Source organism: Kitasatospora sp. NPDC101108, assembly GCF_055584725.1.
On sequence record NZ_JBVJLM010000040.1, the window covers coordinates 1 to 18,422 of the forward strand.

Here is an 18,422-nt window from a genome sequence, read left to right on the forward strand (position 1 = left end):
CTCTTCGGTCGTCACAACCCGAATGCTGGACACCCTCCCTGCATGCCCGGAGCAGAACCGGCAAACCCAGCCGACTTCGGAACTACTCGTCTAGGTCCTCTTCGTTCAGTGGGCCGGGACACCGTGTGGGTGTCCCGGCCCACTGCCTTTCGGGCGGCCGCCGGTGGAACGCCGTTCTACTTGATCGAACCCGCGTCCGGCGCCGGTGCGCCGGCCGCCACCGGGCCGCCGGGCCGTGCCCGACCAGTCGACGGGCCGGACCAGCCGACGGGCCGGGCCCGGACCCAGGTGCGGTCCTCCGTCAGGTACGCCTCGACCCGCAGCCCGGCGTCCGTCAGGGCCTGTTCGAAGGCCTCCGTGCTGAGCGGGCGGGACAGGAAGGTCTGGGTCCAGGTGCCGTCCGGGAAGACGTACTCCGCGTGGACGGAGTTCACCCCGGAACCGACCGGTGTCGCGGAGAGGATCCGGGACACCCCGTCCGTCCCGGCGATCCGGCTCTCGCGCGGCACGTTGCGGTGCCAGTCCTCGCCCTCGCGCTGCACCAGCACGCAGCCGTCCTCGGCGACGTGGCGGCGGCAGGTCTCCAGCAGACCCTGACGGACGGCCGGATCGCCGGCGTGCACCAGGAAGGAGGCCAGCATGACGACGTCGAAGCGCTCGCCGAGGTCCAGCCGCTCGATCGGGCTGCGCACCGTGCGGACGCCCGCGCGCACCCGGGCCAGCATCTCGGCGGACTCGTCCACGGCCGTGACGGAGAAGCCGCGCTCGACCAGCGGGTGGGTCATCCGGCCGACGCCGCAGCCCAGTTCGAGGATCCGGGCGCCGGGCGGCACCGCGGCCTCGATCACGTCCGGGGCGTCGCCCACCGGGAGGCGGGTCCACACCTCGACCGCGCAGCCGTCCGGGGTGATCGCGCCGGTGCCCGTGCCGTCGTAGCCCGGGCGCCGCTCGTTGCCCATGTGCGTGTCGTCGCCCCTGCGGGCCATCGGAACACGGGCGGGGTGCGAAGGGAAGGGTGGTTCGGCGTCTTTCGGTCAACGCGGGCGATTCGCCCTGTCGGCCTGTCGCCCTGTCGGCCTGTCAGCTCGACAGTTCGTCGAGGGCGGCCCGCAGCCAGGCGAGTTCGGCCTCGGTGGTGGCGCGGGCGGTCAGCAGCAGGCCGCGCCGGAACGGATCGGTGAACTCCTCGGCGGCGCGCGGGCGGTCGCCCTCGTAGAAGAAGCTGGCCGGCTCGGACAGGAAGGCGATCCGGCGGCGCAGCACGGCGGCCTGGGCGGCCGGGTCGTCGAGGTGGCGCAGGAAGGAGACCAGGGCGGTCCAGCGGTTCCCGTCGGTGATGTCGAGCGGCTCGGGTTCGCGCAGCCGGTCGAGCAGCGCGGTGCGGCCGGCCTCGGTCAGGTGCAGGGTGTGCCGGGGTGCGGCGGCGCTGCCGGGCTCGGTCTCGCGGACCAGCAGGCCGTCGGCCTCCAGCCGCTTGATCGCGGGGTAGAGCGAGCCGTCGCTGATCGGGCGGACGTGGCCGGTGAGCGCGGCGAGGTGGCGGCGCAGCTCGTAGCCGTGCAGCGGCCGGTCGTACAGGAACCCGAGGATCGCGAGCTTCAGCATGGGCCCACTCTCTCAGATCGGTGTCTCGGAGCGTGGGTATATCGCTTACGTGATACCTCGATGTCGAGTTATGGTCTCGGCAGTCCCCGACCGACACAGGAGTGTGTGCGCATGCGCGAAGCCCCCGTCACCCCGAACGGCGACCGGGTCCGCTGGGTCGAGCTGCCCGGCGCCGAGCCCGCCCGGCTCTACCTGCACGGGCTCGGCTCCAGCTCGCCCGCCTACTTCGCGGCCGCCGCCGCCCATCCGCTGCTCGCCGGGCGCCGCTCGTTGCTGCTGGATCTGCTCGGCTTCGGGATCAGTGACCGGCCCGCCGACTTCGGCTACACCCTGGAGGCGCACGCCGACGCCGTCGCGGCTGCGGTCGCGGCCGCCGGCCCGGACCGGGTCGAGGTGGTCGGCCACAGCATGGGCGGTGCGATCGCGATCGTCCTGGCGCACCGGCACCCCGGGCTGGTCTCCCGACTGCTCCTGGTGGACGCCAACCTGGACCCGGTCGAGCCCGGCCGCCCGCGGATCGGCAGTAGCGGGATCGCCGGCTACGCCGAGGCGGAGTTCCTGGCCGGCGGGAGGGAGGAAGTCGCCGAGCGGGTCGGCCCGTTCTGGTGGTCCACGATGCGACTGGCCGGGCCCGAGGCCCTGTACCGCAGCGCGGTGCACCTCGCCCGGGGGAGCGAACCGGCCATGCGCGAGCTGCTGCTCGGACTCGACCTCCCGCGCACCTTCCTCCACCCGGAGGCGGAGGAACCGGCGGGCGCGGAGGGACTGCGCGCGGCGGGGGTGAGGGTGGTCGAGGTGCCGGGCTGCGGGCACAACATCATGCTCGACAACCCGGACGGCTTCGCGGCGGCGGCCGCGGAGGCACTGGGCGTCGACTGATCCCCGAACTAGGCTGAACGGGACCTCCGTAGAGGAGCCCGAAGCATGCCTGTCTCCGTCCCGCCCGCGCTGGCCGCGTCGCTGGCCGAGTTCCGCGGCGCGGACGGACGCGCCTGGGCGGCCCGACTCCCGTCCCTGGCGGGCGAGTTGCTCGAACGCTGGGAGCTGCGCCCGGACGGCCCGGCGGCGCACGGGGTGGTCGGGTTGGTGCTGCCCGTCCGGCGCGCCGACGGCACCCCCGCGGCGCTCAAGCTCCAGCCGGTGGACGAGGAGACGGCGGGCGAACCGGACGCCCTGCGCGCCTGGGGCGGGCGCGGTGCCGTCCGGCTGCTCGACCACGAACCCGGCTCCGGATCCATGTTGTTGGAGCGCCTGGAGCCGTCGTGCTCGCTGCTGGAGCTGCCCGACGACCGCGCGGCACTGCGCGTACTCGCCGAGCTCCTCCGGGAATTGACGCAACATCAATCACCCGATGGCCTGCGGACCTTGGGTGACACCGCGGATCGTCTGCTGCTGCGGGCCCCGGCGGCGGCCGCCGCACTGGGCGACCCGGAGGAACGGCGGCTGCTCGCCGACTGCACGGCCGCCCTGCGAGCGGTCCGGGCCGAGCCGGGTGACCGGCTGCTGCACTGGGACCTGCACTACGGCAACGTCCTCGCCCCGCCGCCGGGCAGCGACCGGGCGCCCTGGCTGGCCATCGACCCCAAGCCGCTCTCCGGGCACCCCGGCTTCGAGCTGCTGCCCGCGCTGCGCAACCGCTGGGCGGACCTCGCGGCCACCGGGGACGTCGCCCGGGCGCTGCGGTGGCGCTTCGACCTGCTGGTCGAGGTACTGGAGCTGGACCGCGAGGCGGCGGCGGCCTGGACGCTCGCCCGGGTGCTGCAGAACGTGCTCTGGGCCGTGGAGGAGGGGGAGGGCGCGTTCGATCCGGCCCAACGGGTCATCGCGGAACTGCTGTCGGGCCGCGGCTGAGCGTGTTCCGTCCGGTGTCCGGACCTCGGCGCCCCGCCCCGCCCGCCGTCAGCTGAACGCCTCGACCCGGACCCCGGCCGAGGCGAGGGCGCCGCGGATCCGCCAGGCGAGCTGAGCGGCGCCCGGGGTGTCGCCGTGGACGCACAGCGAGCGGGCCTCGACGGCGATGCGGTCGCCGCCGACGGCCTCGACGGTGCCGTCCCGGGCGATGCCGACGGCGCGGGTGATCACCGATTCGGGGTCGTGCACCACCGCGTCGGGTTCGCGGCGCGGGACGAGGGTGCCGGCCCAGGTGTAGGCGCGGTCGGCGAACGCCTCGGTGACGACCGGGAGACCGACCCCCTCGGCGACCGTGAGCAGCCGGGAGCCGGGCAGTCCGAGGACGGGCAACGGCCCGTCGCAGACCGCCCCGGCGCGGAGCACCCCGGCCACCACGGCCTCGGCCTGCTCGGAGTCGGCGACCACCCGGTTGTAGAGGGCGCCGTGCGGCTTGACGTAGGACACCCGGGAGCCGGCGGCGCGGGCGAAGACCTGGAGGGCGCCGATCTGGTAGGCGATCTCGTCGGCCAGTTCCTCCGGGGGGACGTCCATCGCGCGGCGCCCGAAGCCGGCCAGGTCGCGGTAGGAGACCTGGGCACCGATCCGGACGCCGCGTTCGGCGGCGAGCGAGCAGACCCGGCGCATCGTCGACGGGTCCCCGGCGTGGTAGCCGCAGGCGACGTTGGCGCTGGTCACGACGGACAGCAGGGCCTCGTCGTCGGTCAGGCTCCAGCGCCCGAACCCCTCGCCGAGATCCGCATTGAGATCGATCACCGCATCGGCCACGCCCGTCCGCCTCCCAGCAGCTGTTGAGCCAGATGGTAGGGCCTGGCGGTGAAGCCCGGTGACCGTGACCCGGGCGCCCGCAGGGCCCTGCGGCGCGTGGCCCTCGGGCACGCGCCCCGGGGCGGCGCCGAGGGCCGTCGACTCAGTGCGCGGCGGGGCGTTGCTGGAAGGAACGTTCCAGCGGACGCAGTGCCCGCAGCACGATCAGCAGCGGGACGACGCCGAAGACACCGAACGACATGTCGATGAATCGCCATGCGAGCGGGATCCCCCGCAACGGCCCGCAGATCAGCGCCAGCGGGATCACCGCGCCGCAGGCGAGCGCGGCCCAGCGGATCACCCAGATGTTGCGGACCGGGTCCTTGAGCGGTCCCCAGAAGGCGGCGCCGATCACCAGGTGGGCGAAGGCCAGCCAGTCGGTGCCGTACGCCAGGAACGGGTAGCGCTCGTTGGTCTCGACGACACCGGTGTGCACCCGTTCGAACCAGGCGAGCGCGGCCGGGAGGTGGTCGGTCAGCGGCGCCGCCGGGCCGGAGGCGAAGTCGACCAGCCAGCCGGTCTCGGTCTCCAGGGGGAAGGCGGTCAGGCCGCTCAGCACCAGACAGACCAGGAAGAGCCACAGCCACCGCCGGACCCGCCGCAGGATGACCGCAGGGTCGCCGTCCATCTCGCACACCTCCATGTCGAGCGCACCTCTGCCGGGCACGCCGAGAAGCCGGCGGAGCCTTGCCCCACCCGCGCGGAACGGACTCTAGCCCGATCTTTTGAACATGTTCAACATGGCGGGCCGGCCCTGGATGCACCGATGCCCGGACGCACCGATGCCCGGACGCACCGATGCCCGGGCGCCCCACCGGGCACCCGGGCATCGTCGGCGCGGGCGCTACGCCGTGTAGGTGTACGTGACCGGCGCGCTGGTGCCACCCGGGGTCACCACGCTGACGGGTGCGCTGCCCGAGCCGCCCGGGGTGGTGACGGTACAGGCGGTGTCGGTGCAACCGCCCGCCGCCGGGACGCCGCCGACGAGCACCATGCCGTGGGCCAGGTTGCTGCCGCTGACGGTCACCGAGGTGCCGCCCGTGCCCGGACCGGTGGTGGTGTCCAGCCCGGTGACGGCCGGGGCGGCCTGGACGGTCGCCGGCAGGTAGCCGCCGCTGCCGAGGTCGTAGCGGGAGACGTGCCCGGTCGGGTCGGTGTCGTTCGGGTTGGCGGCCGTCACCGTGATCACCCCGGCGACCGGCACGCCGGGGGTGGTGCGCAGGTTCAGCTTCATGAACTCGCTCTTCCCGACCACCCGGGTGCCGGTGAGCACGGCCTCCAGGTGGCGGCCGTCGGGGGAGAGGGTCTCGGTGAAGGTGTAGTCGTACGGCGTGGAGTAGAACATCGCGCCGTCGGTGGTGACGCCGGGCGGCAGGTCGACGGTGAAGTGCGTCGGGCCGGTCAGGTCCGCGGTGCCGGAGGAGACCCAGCTCACCGACATGTTGCCGGAGGTGAAGAAGCCGCCGGGGTAGTTCCCGGCCTGCGAGACGGTCACGTGCTGGGCGGAGGTCGGCGGCGGGCCGGCCGGCGCGGCCATGGCGGCGCCGGTGGTGAGGACGGTCAGGGACAGGGCTGCGCCGAGGGCGGCCACGGCCGGTCGGGTGATCATGCGTCGATCATCACCGAACCACCCTGCCGCCCTCACGGTTTTGTCGAATGCCGGTTCGGGAATGGCGCGATCTCGTCGAAACCGCGTTCTGCATCCGCCCCCGACACGCCACCCGGCCGGTCCTCCGGGCCGCCCGCAAGGTCCGTTTCGGTCGATGTCGGTGCGAACCTCTAATCTTGTCCACCGTGACCGCCATCGCTGACCCGCCCACCGAGCCCGGCCTCCGGCCGGCCGCCGGCGCCGCCGTGCCCGCGCCGCGGCCCGCGCCCGGCCCCGCCGCCGACGAGGGCCTCGCCCGCCGGCTCAAGGCGCTGGCCTGCACCGCCCCGCTGCACGACCTGGACAACCGCAAGGTCAACCTGGCCGGCGAGTACGGCGGCTACGCGATGGCCGAGGTCGGCCTCGCCGCGATCGACCTGGTCACCCTGAACATGGACTTCGACACCGGGGCCGACCGCGACATAGTCCTCGCCCGGATGCTGCCCCGGGTCGCCGCTCAGGCCCCGCACCGGCACACCCCCGAGCACGAGCGGGTCGCCCGCTGGGTGCTGGAGTCGCTGATCAACGTCGGCAGCGTGGACCGCGGCTTCCGCGCCGTGTACGGCACGTTCGGCGCGGACGGCGAGTACGTCCGCCGCGACTACGACTTCAAGCTGATCGAGGAGGTCCCCGGCCCGGACGGCGGCGTCTACCTCCGCACCACCGACGAGGCGGTCAACGTCCTGGTCGGCGCGCTCGACACCGACGTCACCTCGGCCCAGATCGCCGCCGAGGTCAAGCTGGAGGTGCTGATCCGCCGCGGCCGCCTGGCCGACGCCCAGCTGGCCGCCGAGCAGGCCCGCTACCGCACCGTCCAGTACGCCGAGACGCTGCGCCGCGCCCTCGACGCCACCCGCCGCAACGTCCGCGCGGTGGACTGGATGAAGGCGGTCCCGGACCTCATCGACGAGGCGCTGGACCACATCGCCGACCGCTACCGGCACGAGAACGCGATTCTCACCAACATCCGCAAGGCCCGCGACGAGGCCGAGGACCCGGAGCACAAGCGGCGCGCCGCCGAACTGGTCGACATCGTCAAGGACTGCATCCGCCGCCACACCCAGCTGCAGACCCGCCTGCTGGAGGCCGGCCCGCTGTTCCGCGCCGAACAGGACCGGCAGGCCTTCGCCACCCCCGGCGCCCGCAGCGGCATCGACCTCTACGGGCAGCTGCTCGCCCCCGTGCTGCGGCTGCCGGTGGAGCAGGCCGTCCGCCCCACCGGCGCCTTCTTCGCCCGCGGCGCCGGCCTGCGCACGCCCGTCTCGGTCCGGGTCGCCGACCTGGTCGACCTGCTGCTCACCCCGCCGGTCGAGCGCGAGCACCTCGGCGCCGAGCTGCCCGACCCGGACCTCGTCGCCACCCCGGACGACAGCCGCTTCTCCGAGGCCCAGCTCGAATCCGCCCTGGAACTGCTCGACCTGCCCCCGGACGCCCCCCGCCGGCTCTCCGGCCTGCTCGCCGACGCCCGCAAGCGGGACCCGGAACTCTCGTACCTGGTCGCCCTGCTGGCCGTGCACGCGGCCAGCCCGCCGGTCGGCACCGCCTACCGCCAGGGCGAGGAGCGGCTGTTGTTCGCCGTGGACGACGGCACCCCGCTGCGCGACCCGGAGTTCGGCGGCGCCGACCTGATCGTCGGCAGCGCCCTGCTCGACGCGGTCGGCATGGCCGCCGACCGCAAGGACGCCGGCTGACCCGCCGCCGGAACAGCACATTGACGAACCGTAACCACCGCGCCACCCCCGAGGAGTACCGCCCGTGACGACCCACCACGACACGTCCTGGGCGGCCGAGACCGAACCCGCGGCCCCCGCGCCGATCACCCCGGCCGACGTCGCCGACGCCGCCCGGCTGGTCTCCTTCGGCCTCCAGGCCAAGCTGCTCCCCGCCCGCGACGCCGAGTACGCCGAACTCGTCCGCCGCCACCGCGAGGACCCGCCGTTCGCCCGCCTCGCCGACGCCATCGCCACCGGCATGGGCCTGGTCGTCCTGGAGGTCTCGGCGCGCGCCGGGATGGCCGTCGCCGCCGCCGAGGACTCGCTGTTCGCCGTCCGGATGGGTGACTACTCGCGCCGCGCCGCCTCCGAGTCCACCGACCGCTTCCTGCACGGCCTGGCCCACCTCGCCGTCGCCGCGATGGCCTTCCCCCGCCCCGAGGACCTCGCCGACGACGGCTACCTCGGCCGGATCACCGTCAACGGCGTCGACTCCTTCGTCCGCCAGGCCTGCCGCCGCCTGGAGGAGCAGGCCGACGCCGACGGCGCCAACACCGACCCGGCCTCCGACGCCCCCGGACTGGAGGCCGCCTGGCGGGTCTGGGCCCGGCGCACCGCGACCGGCGCCACCAAGGACGCCCGCCGGCTCTCCGGCTCCACCATCGGCATCGTCGCCAAGGCCGTCATGTTCCTGGTCGACTCGGGCTTCCTGCAGAAGGTCTCCGACGACTCCGGCGGCACCTACCGCACCACCGCCCGCTACCAGCTCCAGGTCCGCGACCTGGCCGGCAGCGCCGCGATGGCCGAACTGCTCGACCTCGGCATCGTCCCGGTCTCCGACGGCACCGCCAGCCTGCTGCCGCCGGACACCTCCGACGAGCTGGTCGCCGACGCCGGCCTGCCGTTCCACTCGCTCTGATCGCTCTGACAACCCCATAAGACGCACGGAGAACCGCCGCACATGTACGAGCTCAACCGGGTCCGCCTCTACTCGATCGGACCGGCCGGCGCCCGCTACGCCGACACGGTGCTCGACCTGCGCGGCGTCGGCGAGCCCGTCGCCGACCCGGCCCCGCAGCAGATCGGCCTGTTCGGCGAGGACGCCGACGGCCCGGTCCGCCGCCCCGCCCCGGCCGGCGTGCTCTTCCTGGAGAACGGCGGCGGCAAGTCCGTCCTGCTCAAGCTGATCTTCTCGGTGATGCTCCCCGGCCACCGCAACACCCTCGGCGGCGCCAGCTCCGGCGTGCTGCGCAAGTTCCTGCTCGCCGACGACTGCGGCCACGTCGCCCTGGAGTGGCAGCACACCGTCACCGGCGAGCTGATCGTGGTCGGCAAGGTCAGCGAGTGGCGCGGCCGCCAGGTCTCCTCCGACCCGCGCAAGTTCGCCGAGACCTGGTACTCCTTCCGCCCCGGCCCCGGCCTCACCCTCGACTCGCTGCCGGTCGCCGAGCGCGTCAGCCTGGCCGGCGACCAGAAGGCCCGCGGCCGCCGCCGCACCATGAAGGGCTTCCGCGACGCCCTCACCGAGGCCGGCAAGGCCCACCCCCACCTCGACCTGGTCTTCGAGGACGGCCACGACCGCTGGACCGAGCACCTCGGCGAACTCGGGCTCGACCCCGAACTCTTCCGCTACCAGCGCGAGATGAACGCCGACGAGGGCGAGGCGGCCGGCCTCTTCGCGGTCAAGCAGGACAAGGACTTCACCGACCTGCTGCTGCGCGCCGTCACCGACACCCGGGACACCGACGGCCTGGCCGACCTGGTGCACGGCTTCGCCGCCAAGCTCGGCCTGCGCGCCGAACTCACCGCCGAACGCGACTTCACCGCCGGCTCGCTCGACCTGCTGGAACGCATCGTCGACGCCACCACCGCCCGCGAGACCGTCCGCGAGGCCCACCGCACCGCCGAGCGCCGCGCCCGCCGCCTCGCCCACGCCCTCACCTCCCGCGCCGCCGCCGAACGCGACCGCGCCCAGGACCTCGCCGTCGAGGTCGCCGCCGCCGCGAGCGCCGTCACCGCCGCCGAGTCCGACCGCACCCGGCACAGCCTGATCGCCGACGAACTCACCCACCGGCACGCCACGTTGAGCCTCGCGGCGGCCACCGCCGAGGCCGCCGCGCTGCGCCGCGAGCTCATCGACGCCCGCACCCTGCACTCCGCCTGGCAGGCCGCCGAGGCCGTGCTGCGCCAGCGCGCCGCCGCCGACCGGGTCGCCCGGGTCGCCGCCGCCATCCGCGAGGCCGAGCTGGACGCCGCCCCCGCGCTCGCCGCCCGCGCCCGCGCCGCCACCGCGCTCGCCCGCGCCCTGGAGGCCGCCGCCGCGGCCGCCGAAGCCCGCGCCGACACCGAGGAGCAGCGCGCGAGCGAGCTCCAGGAGGACGGCGGCAAGGCCCAGTCCGCCGCCACCGAGGCCGCCACCGCCGCCCAGAAGGCCCGCAGCGAGGCCGAACACCTGCGCCAGCGCCTCGCCGAGGTCGAGCAGGAGACCCAGGCCGCCGTCGAGGCCGGCTTCATCGACGCCGACGGCGACGTGGACCCGGCCCGGGCCGCGCTGCACGCCGCCGACGTCGAGAAGGCCGCCGCCGCGGCCCTCGCCCAGGCCCGTGCCGCCGCCGAGGCGAGCGCCGCCCGGCTGCGCGAGGCCTCCGCCGCCACCTCCCGTGCCGAACTCGCCGCCGAACGGGCCGGCGACGCCCGCAAGGACGCCGCCCGGGCGCTGGCCGCCGAGCAGCGCACCGCCGCGCTGCTCGCCACCGAACAGCGCCTCGCCGACCTGCTCTCGCTCACCCCGTACCAGGAGGACGCCGAGGAGGACGCCGGCTTCCTCACCCCCACCGTGCTCGACCGCAACGCCGAATACCTGCGCGAACTCCTCGACGAGGCCATCGCCACCGCCGAACGCACCCTGTTCGACCTCCGGACGGCCGCCGCCGACGACTCCCGCATCCTCGCCGCGCTCGGTGACGGCGGCCTGCTGCCGCCCGGCCCCGACGTGCTGGCCACCGTCGAGTACCTCGCCGAGCACGGCATCCCCGCCCTGCCCGGCTGGCGCTACCTCGCCCAGTCCGTCGACCCCGCCGACCACGAGGCGATCCTCGCCGCCCGCCCCGAACTGGTCGACGGCGTGGTCGTCACCGACCCGTCCTCGCTGGAGCGCGCCCGCGAGGCCCTCCAGGCCGCCGCCCTGCTGCCGCGTTCCACCGTGGCCGTCGGCGCCGCCGCCTCCCTGATCGCCCCGATCACCGACGAGCCGGCCTTCTTCCTGGTGCCGCCGAACCCGGCCATGCACGACGAGTCCGCCGCCGACGGCGAGCGCCGCGAACTGCGCGCCCGCGCCGCCGCCCGCGAGGAGCACATCCGCGAACTCGCCGGCCGCCTCGGCGCCGACCGCGCCCTCGCCGCCCGCCTCGCCTCCTGGCACGCCAGCTGCCCGCCCGGCACCCTCGCCGAACTCGCCGCCGCCGCCGAGGCCGCCCGCGAGCACGCCGAGCAGGCCGCGGCCACCCTGGCCACCCTGCGCGCCGACCACGACGAGGCCGAGGCCGACCACGCGGCCGCCGCCTCCGCCCACGAGGAGCACCGCGAGGCCGCCCAGCGCGCCCGCCGCCGCGCCGACGCCCTCTCCGGCCTCGCCTTCCGGCTGCGCGAACGCGCCAACTGGGCCCGCCGCCAACGGGAACTCGCCGAGGACGCCGCCGAGTGCGACCGCCGCCAGGCCGTCTGCGCCGAACGCGCCCGCACCTGCGACGAGGACCGCCGGGCCGCCCAGCGCGCCGCCGACGACGCCCGCCGCACGGTACGGGCCCTGCGCGCCGAACGCGCCGAGATCCCCGCCGCCGAGCAGGCCGACGAGCCCGCCGAGCAGACCGCCCCCGCCGCGCTGCCCGCACTGCGCGAGGCCTACCGCTCCGCCTCCCAGCTGTACGAGAAGGTCGGCGTCGGCGCCGACCTGCGCGCCGAACAGGCCCGCGCCGAGGGCGACGAGGCCGCCGCCGCGGCCGAACTCGACCGCCTCACCAACAAGGTCCGCACCCGCGCCGAGGAGCTCCTCGGCAGCCCCGACGGCGCCGACGGCCCGGCCCGCCAGGCCGCCGCCGCCCGCGCCGAGGAACTGGTCGCCACCATCGAGGCCCGCTCCGCCGCCGCCAGCGAGCAGCTCGGCCGCCTGCGCGGCGAGGTCGAGCGCTCCGCCCCCGCCGACGGCGAGGCGCACACCGAACTGCCCGAGGAACTCGTCCCCACCGACCCCGAGCACGCCCAGACCCTGCTGCGCACCGCCACCAGCCGGCTCGCCGAGTGCCGGGAGGCGGTGGACGCCGCCCGCACCGCACTCGCCGACCTCCAGCGCACCTTCGACACCGCCCAGTCCGCCGCCGCCGACTTCGACGAGCTGGCCGGCCAGCTGCGCGACGGCCTGCGCGAGCTGCAGGAGGACGACGGCCAGCCGGTCGAGCCCTACCTCGGCTCGCTGCCCGAGGCCCGCAACGCCTCCACCGACGCCCGGCGGAGTCTGCGGACGGCGGCCGGCGAACTGTCCTCCGCCGAACTCGCCGTCCGCGACGCCTCCGACGCGCTGGTCCGGCACGCCAACGCCGCCCGCTACGAGGCCGTCCGCACCCCCGCCCGCCAGCAGATCCGCGAACTGCCCGCCTCCGCGCTGCCCGAGCACGCCGCCGCCTGGGCCGCCGCCTTCGCGCCCCGGCTGCGGGTGCTCACCGACGAGCTGGCCCAGCTGGAGCGCAACCGTGGCTCGATCGTCGACCGGCTGCGCGGCCTGGTCGAGACCTCGCTCGCCACCCTGCGCGCCGCCCAGCGGCTGTCCCGGCTCCCCGAGGGCCTGGGGGAGTGGTCCGGACAGGAGTTCCTGCGGATCCGCTTCGAGGACCCGGACCACGCCACCCTGGTCGAACGCCTCGGCGAGGTCATCGACGAGGCCACCCGCGCCGCCGTCCGGAAGAACAGCGACCTGCGGCGCGACGGCATGTCCCTGCTGCTGCGCGGTGTCGCCGCCGCGATCGGCCCCAAGGGCGTCAGCGTCGAGATCCTCAAGCCGGACGCGGTGCTGCGCGCCGAGCGGGTCGGCGTCGGCCAGATGTCCGACGTCTTCTCCGGCGGCCAGCTGCTCACCGCCGCCATCGCGCTCTACTGCACGATGGCCGCGCTGCGCGCCAACGACCGCGGCCAGTCCCAACTGCGGCACGCGGGCACGCTGTTCCTCGACAACCCGATCGGCCGCGCCAACGCCACCTACCTGCTGGAGCTCCAGCGCGCGGTGGCGGACGCCCTCGGCGTCCAGCTGATCTACACCACCGGCCTGTTCGACACCACCGCACTCGCCGAGTTCCCGCTGGTGATCCGGCTGCGCAACGACGCCGACCTGCGGGCCGGCCTCAAGTACATCTCGGTGGAGGAGCACCTGCGCCCCGGCCTGCCCGCCCCGCAGGACCCGGACGGCCCGACCATCCACGGCGAGATCACCGCCACCCGGATGTTCAAGCGCCCCGCGGAGGTTCCCGCACAGCCGTGAACTGGTTAGCGTGATCACCATGCTGACGATCGCGCACCTCAGTGACATCCACCTCGGCCAGGTCCACCGCCGGGACGCGGGCAAGCGGGCCCGGCGGCGGGCCGAGCAGGTGATGGCGTACCTCGACGCCCTGCCCGGCCCGCTCGACGCGGTGCTGGTCACCGGCGACCTCGCCGACCACGGCCTGCCCGAGGAGTACCGGCAGGCCGCCGAGGTGCTGGCCTCGCGGCACCCGGTGCTGACCTGCCCCGGCAACCACGACAGCAGGGCGCCGTACCGGCAGGTGCTGCTCGGCGAGGAGCCCACCACCGACCCGGTCAACCGGCTGCACCGACTGCCCGGCGCCGACGTGCTGATGCTCGACTCCTCGATACCCGAGCAGCACGACGGCCTGCTGGACGACCGGACCCTGGACTGGCTGGACGCCCAACTGGCCTCGGGCCGTCAGGAGTTGCCGGCCCTGGTGGCCTTCCACCACCCGCCCGTCGAACTGCACCTCCCGTTCGTCGACGGGATCCGCCAGTTCGGCGAGGAACGGCTGGCGCAGGTGCTGGGCCGCCACCCCCGGGTGGCCGCGCTGCTCTGCGGCCACGCCCACACCTCCGCCGCGACCACCTTCGCCGGCCTGCCGGTGCTGGTCGCGCCCGGGGTGGTCTCCACCATCACGCTGCCCTGCGAGGGCGGCAAGGGCATCCTCTTCGACCACCCGCCGATGCTCGCCTTCCACGTCCTGGACGGCGGCCGGCTCACCACCCACTACCGGGTGGTCACCGACTAGCTCCCCGCCAACCGGCGCAGGATCTCCATGAGTTCGGCGGGCGGCACGACGGAGAAGGAGCGATCGGCCTCGTCGATCACGGTCAGGTTGGTCACCTCGCCCTTGTGCCACCAGTAGAGCCGGGGCGACAGCGGCCCCGGGTTCTCCTGGTGAACGCGCAGGGCCATCGACGCCAGGTCGTTGACGGCACCCGCGACCCCGGCCTCGGCGAGCGGATGGAAGAACAGGTAGTCCCGGCTGGGCACGGCGAACAGGGCGCCCTCCTCGGGGAGTTCGCGCCCGGTGACCGCGCGGGCCAGATCGTCCAGCACCAGGGCCTTGCTGGCCACGAACATCGAGTCGCCGAACACCGCGTACAGGTTGGAGCCCTCGGTCGGGCCCTGGAGGGCCTCGTACTCGACCGGGTCGGCGATCAGGTTGGCTCGCCCGGCGGCCCGCAGCCGCTGCAGCCCGACCTCGGCGACGGCCTTGTCGTCCAAGGTCCGCACGGTGTCGGGCAGGTCGACCGAGAGCGCCTCCAGCAGGCCGGTCGCGACCGGCCGGGTGTAGCTGAACGCGGAGGCGATCTCGGCCGGGAACGCGTCGTCGGCGACGAGCCGGAGGTAGACGCGGCTCAGGGTCTCGTCGGCACCGCCGGGCATCGTCCGGGCGGCGCCCAGGAGGGAGCCGAAGTGCCGTGCGACGATCCCGGGCCAGTCGCCCGGATCGGTGCCGCGGCAGAACTCGGCGAGGTTGTACAGGTTGTTGGTGCCCTCGGCCCGCCGGAGGGTCTGCCCGGAGACCGTCACCTGTACGCCGATCTCGGCGTGGTACCGGCGCACCAACTCGCGCAGGTGCTCGGCCTGGTCGACCGTCAGGTTGGTGAGGTCGGGGTCGTACTGGGGCTCGCCCTTGGAACGGAAGAACTTCATGCGCCCGACTCTACGGGCACCCGCCGACGGCACTCGGGGTGGCCCGGAGCCGCCCGGTCACGCCGCCGGCAGCCGCGGCTGGTGCGGCGGTTGGGGCCGGTACGGCGGCTGGCCCGGCTGCCCGGGAGGGCCAGGCCGCCCTTGCCGGCTGCCGGGCCGGGGGAGCGGCCGGGCGGCCGGCGGTTCGAGGGGCACCCGGCTGCCGGCCATCGGGTGGGCGGAGTTCGGCCCGCGCATCCGCTGGGCGGCGATCTGGCGGGAGATCAGGATCTCCAGCAGGCACCACATCGTGCCGAACACCCCGAGCCCCATCGCCAGCAGCGCGGGCGTCATCAGCCAACTGCCCGCGTACGAGGCCAGGGTCGCGACCACCACGCCGACCAGTGTGAAGGCCAGACAGAGCACGGCCCGGACCGCGGCGTATCGCACCTCGTCGGGCAGGCGGCGACGGCGGCGTGGCAGGGACATCGGACGACCCCCAGGCGCGATTCCGGTCTCGGTGACGGTGTGGACGGGGAACGGGCGCACGCGAAACGCGCCCCCTTGCCTCACTCTGCCCCCGCCGAACCCGGAGCATGCGTCCGAATTCCACCGAACTGCCGTCAAATCGTGTGATCCGGGGCAGACGGAGGCGGGAGCTCAGCCCAGCTGCAGGTTGAGCTCCTCCAGGGCGCCCGTGACGATCGTCCGCATCGCCCGTTCCGCGTGGACGGCGTCGCCCCCGCAGATCGCGTCGGCGACCTCCCGGTGCAGCCTGATCGCGTACGGTTCCGGCTGATGGGGCATCAGATGGTACTCGGTACGTCCGGTGAGCACCGCCCCCACGGTGTCCCCGAGGTGGGCGAACATCTCGTTCCCGGAGGCGCGCAGCACCAGCGCGTGGAAGGCGATGTCGTGCCCGAGGAAGGTGGTGAGGTCGGCCTCCCGCGCGGCGACCGTCAACTCCACGGCCAGCGAGCTCAGTTCGCGCCGGTCGTCGTCGGTGGCATGGGTGGCGGCGAGCGCGGCCGCGGCCGGTTCGACGGCCACCCGCAGCGAGCCGAGCGAGCGCAGCTGGGCGGGCCGGTCGGCGCCGGCCAGACGCCAGCGGATCACCATCGGGTCGAAGACGTCCCAGAGCGACTTCGGCTGGACGGTGATCCCGACCCGCCGCCGGGACGCGACCAGGCGCATCCCCTCCAGGACCCGCACCGCCTCCCGGACGACCGTCCGGGACACCCCGAACCGCTGCTCCAGTTCCTCCCCGCGCAGCACCGCGCCCTCGGGGATCTCCCCCGACGCGATCGCCGGCCCGAGCTCGTCAAGCACCCGACCGGGCAGCCCCTGGATCTCCATCCGCCCAGCGTAGACGCCACCGGCCCGAACCCCCACGCCACCCTCCGCCCCGCCCACGTCCCGTCCGCCCCGCCCATGTCCCATCCGCCCCGCCCGGGTCACCAGTCACCCCCGCCTCCAGCCGCGCGCCTGCGGGGAAGTAAAAGTATGACGATTTGGTTTCCCCCACTTGAATACGTCATATCTTTGAAGCGATAGTGGCGGCCTGCAACGAAGGAGCACCACCCATGGCTCTCAACGTCGAGAACCGCGCCCTCCCGGACGCCCCCCGCACCGTCGTGGTGATGGGCGTCTCCGGGGTCGGCAAGACGACCCTGGCCCGCCTCCTGGCCGACCGCCTCGATCTCCCCTTCGCCGAGGCGGACGAGTTCCACCCGCCGGCCAACATCGCCAAGATGTCCGCCGGCATCCCGCTGGACGACCAGGACCGTGAGCCCTGGCTGCGCGCCATCGGCGCGTGGCTCAAGGCCCGCACCGAGGCCGGCACCGGGGGCGTGGTCACCTGCTCGGCGCTGAAGCACGGCTACCGCGACATCCTGCGCGCGGACGCCCCGGACGCCTTCTTCCTGCACCTCAGCGGTGGCCACGAGCTGGTCGAGGACCGGCTCTCCCACCGCACCGGCCACTTCATGCCGACGTCGCTGCTCGATTCCCAGTACGCCACCTTGGAGCCCCTGGGTGCGGACGAGAACGGCGCCGTGCTGGACGTGGGCCCGTCCCCCGAAGAACTCGTCGAGATGGCCGTGGCGCTGCTGCGGCCCGTCAATGGAGACCTCGCGTGAGCCTTGCCCCCACCCTCCTGGCGGCCGCCCCACCGGCCCTGCCGCACACCGGCAGCAACACCCAGCTGCTGATCGCGGTGCTGCTCAGCATCGGTGCGATCATCCTGCTGATCACCCGGCTGAAGCTGCACCCCTTCCTCGCCCTCACGCTCGGCTCCGGACTGCTGGCCGTGGTCGCGGGCGCCCCCTTCGACAAGCTGCTGAACAGCTTCTCCACGGGCTTCGGCTCCACCGTGGCCGGCGTCGGCCTGCTGATCGGCCTGGGCGCGATGCTCGGCAGGCTGCTCGCCGACTCCGGCGGCGCCAACATCATCGCGGACACCGTGCTGGCCCGGACCGGCAGCAAGGCGCTGCCCTGGGCGATGGCCCTGATCGCCGCCCTCCTCGGCCTGCCGCTGTTCTTCGAGGTCGGCGTCGTCCTGCTGATCCCGATCGTGCTGCTGGTCGCCCGGCGCGGCAACGTGCCGCTGATGCGGGTCGGCATCCCGGCCCTGGCCGGCCTGTCGGTGCTGCACGGCCTGGTGCCCCCGCACCCGGGCCCGCTGGTCGCGATCGACGCCCTGAAGGCCGACCTCGGCATCACCCTGGCGCTGGGCCTGCTGGTCGCGATCCCGACCCTGATCATCGCCGGCCCGCTGTTCTCCCGGGTCGCCGAGCGCTGGGTGGGCCCGCTGGAGATCCCGACCGCCGTCACCCCCGAGGAGCCGGTCGAGCGCGAGCACACCCCGTCCTTCGGCGCGGTGCTGGCGACGATCCTGCTGCCGGTCGTGCTGATGCTCGGCAAGGCCCTGGCGGACGTCGTGATCGACGACCCGAAGGCGATGGTCCAGCGGGTGCTCGACCTCGTCGGCTCCCCGCTGATCGCCCTGCTGGCGGCGACCCTGCTCGGCATGCTGACCCTCGGCAGGGCGGCCGGCTTCGACAGGGCGCGGATCTCCGACACCGTCGGCAGGGCGCTCGGCCCGATCGCGGGCATCGTGTTCATCGTCGGCGCGGGCGGCGGCTTCAAGCAGACCCTGATCGACGTGGGCGTCGGCGACATGGTCAGCCACTGGGCCGGCCAGTGGCACATCTCGGCGCTGCTGCTGGGCTGGCTGATCGCGGTGCTGATCCGCCTGGCCACCGGCTCCGCGACGGTCGCCACCATCACCGCGGCCGGCATCGTCTCCCCGCTCGCGGCGAACATGTCCTCGACCCACTCGGCCCTGCTGGTGCTCGCGGTCGGCGCCGGTTCGCTGTTCCTCTCGCACGTCAACGACGCCGGCTTCTGGCTGGTGAAGGAGTACTTCGGGATGAGCGTCGGCCAGACACTGAAGTCCTGGTCGGTGATGGAGACGATCATCTCGGTCGTCGCCATATCGCTGATCCTGCCGCTGAGCATGCTGATCTAGCGCGCCGCGCGCACCACC

The 18,422-nt window shown here is 74.4% G+C and carries 16 protein-coding genes; 8 read left to right on the forward strand and 8 right to left on the reverse strand.

Annotated features, from left to right (window positions below):
- Positions 1–176: 176 nt before the first annotated feature.
- Positions 177–959, reverse strand: coding sequence for a class I SAM-dependent methyltransferase (locus ACZ6Z8_RS38100; protein ID WP_465614547.1), 783 nt, complete (start codon positions 957–959; stop codon positions 177–179).
- Positions 960–1,080: 121 nt separating this feature from the next.
- Positions 1,081–1,605 carry a PadR family transcriptional regulator gene (locus tag ACZ6Z8_RS38105; RefSeq protein WP_465614548.1) on the reverse strand — a complete coding sequence of 175 codons (525 nt, stop codon included), beginning with the start codon at positions 1,603–1,605 and terminating at the stop codon, positions 1,081–1,083.
- Between the two features lie 111 nt (positions 1,606–1,716).
- On the opposite strand from ACZ6Z8_RS38105, the gene ACZ6Z8_RS38110 reads away from it, so the two are divergent.
- Positions 1,717–2,484 carry an alpha/beta fold hydrolase gene (locus tag ACZ6Z8_RS38110; RefSeq protein ID WP_465614549.1) on the forward strand — a complete coding sequence of 256 codons (768 nt, stop codon included), beginning with the start codon at positions 1,717–1,719 and terminating at the stop codon, positions 2,482–2,484.
- A gap of 45 nt (positions 2,485–2,529) precedes the next feature.
- Positions 2,530–3,456 carry an aminoglycoside phosphotransferase family protein gene (locus ACZ6Z8_RS38115; RefSeq protein ID WP_465614550.1) on the forward strand — a complete coding sequence of 309 codons (927 nt, stop codon included), beginning with the start codon at positions 2,530–2,532 and terminating at the stop codon, positions 3,454–3,456.
- Between the two features lie 48 nt (positions 3,457–3,504).
- On the opposite strand, the gene ACZ6Z8_RS38120 is transcribed toward ACZ6Z8_RS38115, so the two are convergent.
- From ACZ6Z8_RS38120 to ACZ6Z8_RS38130, 3 genes are all read right to left on the reverse strand, one after another.
- On the reverse strand, positions 3,505–4,281 hold the full coding sequence (locus tag ACZ6Z8_RS38120) for a LamB/YcsF family protein (RefSeq protein ID WP_465614551.1): 777 nt from the start codon (positions 4,279–4,281) through the stop codon (positions 3,505–3,507).
- A gap of 142 nt (positions 4,282–4,423) precedes the next feature.
- Positions 4,424–4,948 (reverse strand): hypothetical protein, encoded by a 525-nt coding sequence (locus ACZ6Z8_RS38125; protein WP_465614552.1) that lies wholly within the window; start codon positions 4,946–4,948, stop codon positions 4,424–4,426.
- Between the two features lie 216 nt (positions 4,949–5,164).
- The gene (locus tag ACZ6Z8_RS38130; protein WP_465614553.1) at positions 5,165–5,929 is read right to left on the reverse strand and encodes an IPT/TIG domain-containing protein; all 765 of its coding nucleotides are present in this window, start codon (positions 5,927–5,929) and stop codon (positions 5,165–5,167) included.
- Positions 5,930–6,114: 185 nt separating this feature from the next.
- Here ACZ6Z8_RS38130 and ACZ6Z8_RS38135 point away from each other — a divergent pair, with 185 nt between their 5' ends.
- From ACZ6Z8_RS38135 to ACZ6Z8_RS38150, 4 genes are all read left to right on the forward strand, one after another.
- On the forward strand, positions 6,115–7,659 hold the full coding sequence (locus ACZ6Z8_RS38135) for a hypothetical protein (RefSeq protein ID WP_465614554.1): 1,545 nt from the start codon (positions 6,115–6,117) through the stop codon (positions 7,657–7,659).
- Positions 7,660–7,723: 64 nt separating this feature from the next.
- Positions 7,724–8,599, forward strand: a complete 876-nt coding sequence (locus tag ACZ6Z8_RS38140) for a hypothetical protein (RefSeq protein WP_402828495.1) — start codon at positions 7,724–7,726, stop codon at positions 8,597–8,599.
- 42 nt (positions 8,600–8,641) lie between these two features.
- Positions 8,642–13,207, forward strand: coding sequence for a hypothetical protein (locus ACZ6Z8_RS38145; protein WP_465614555.1), 4,566 nt, complete (start codon positions 8,642–8,644; stop codon positions 13,205–13,207).
- Positions 13,208–13,226: 19 nt separating this feature from the next.
- Positions 13,227–13,985 (forward strand): metallophosphoesterase, encoded by a 759-nt coding sequence (locus tag ACZ6Z8_RS38150; protein ID WP_465614556.1) that lies wholly within the window; start codon positions 13,227–13,229, stop codon positions 13,983–13,985.
- On the opposite strand, the gene ACZ6Z8_RS38155 is transcribed toward ACZ6Z8_RS38150, so the two are convergent.
- From ACZ6Z8_RS38155 to ACZ6Z8_RS38165, 3 genes are all read right to left on the reverse strand, one after another.
- Entirely contained in the window at positions 13,982–14,896 is a 915-nt protein-coding gene (locus ACZ6Z8_RS38155; protein ID WP_465614557.1) for a DUF1444 domain-containing protein, read from the reverse strand. The genes ACZ6Z8_RS38150 and ACZ6Z8_RS38155 overlap by 4 nt on opposite strands.
- Before the next feature lie 57 nt (positions 14,897–14,953).
- On the reverse strand, positions 14,954–15,364 hold the full coding sequence (locus ACZ6Z8_RS38160; RefSeq protein ID WP_465614558.1) for a hypothetical protein: 411 nt from the start codon (positions 15,362–15,364) through the stop codon (positions 14,954–14,956).
- A gap of 171 nt (positions 15,365–15,535) precedes the next feature.
- Positions 15,536–16,231, reverse strand: coding sequence for a FadR/GntR family transcriptional regulator (locus tag ACZ6Z8_RS38165; RefSeq protein ID WP_465614559.1), 696 nt, complete (start codon positions 16,229–16,231; stop codon positions 15,536–15,538).
- 227 nt (positions 16,232–16,458) lie between these two features.
- On the opposite strand from ACZ6Z8_RS38165, the gene ACZ6Z8_RS38170 reads away from it, so the two are divergent.
- On the forward strand, positions 16,459–17,013 hold the full coding sequence (locus ACZ6Z8_RS38170; protein ID WP_465614560.1) for a gluconokinase: 555 nt from the start codon (positions 16,459–16,461) through the stop codon (positions 17,011–17,013).
- Positions 17,010–18,404, forward strand: a complete 1,395-nt coding sequence (locus ACZ6Z8_RS38175) for a GntP family permease (protein ID WP_465614561.1) — start codon at positions 17,010–17,012, stop codon at positions 18,402–18,404. The genes ACZ6Z8_RS38170 and ACZ6Z8_RS38175 overlap by 4 nt, the downstream gene beginning before the upstream one ends.
- Positions 18,405–18,422: the final 18 nt, after the last annotated feature.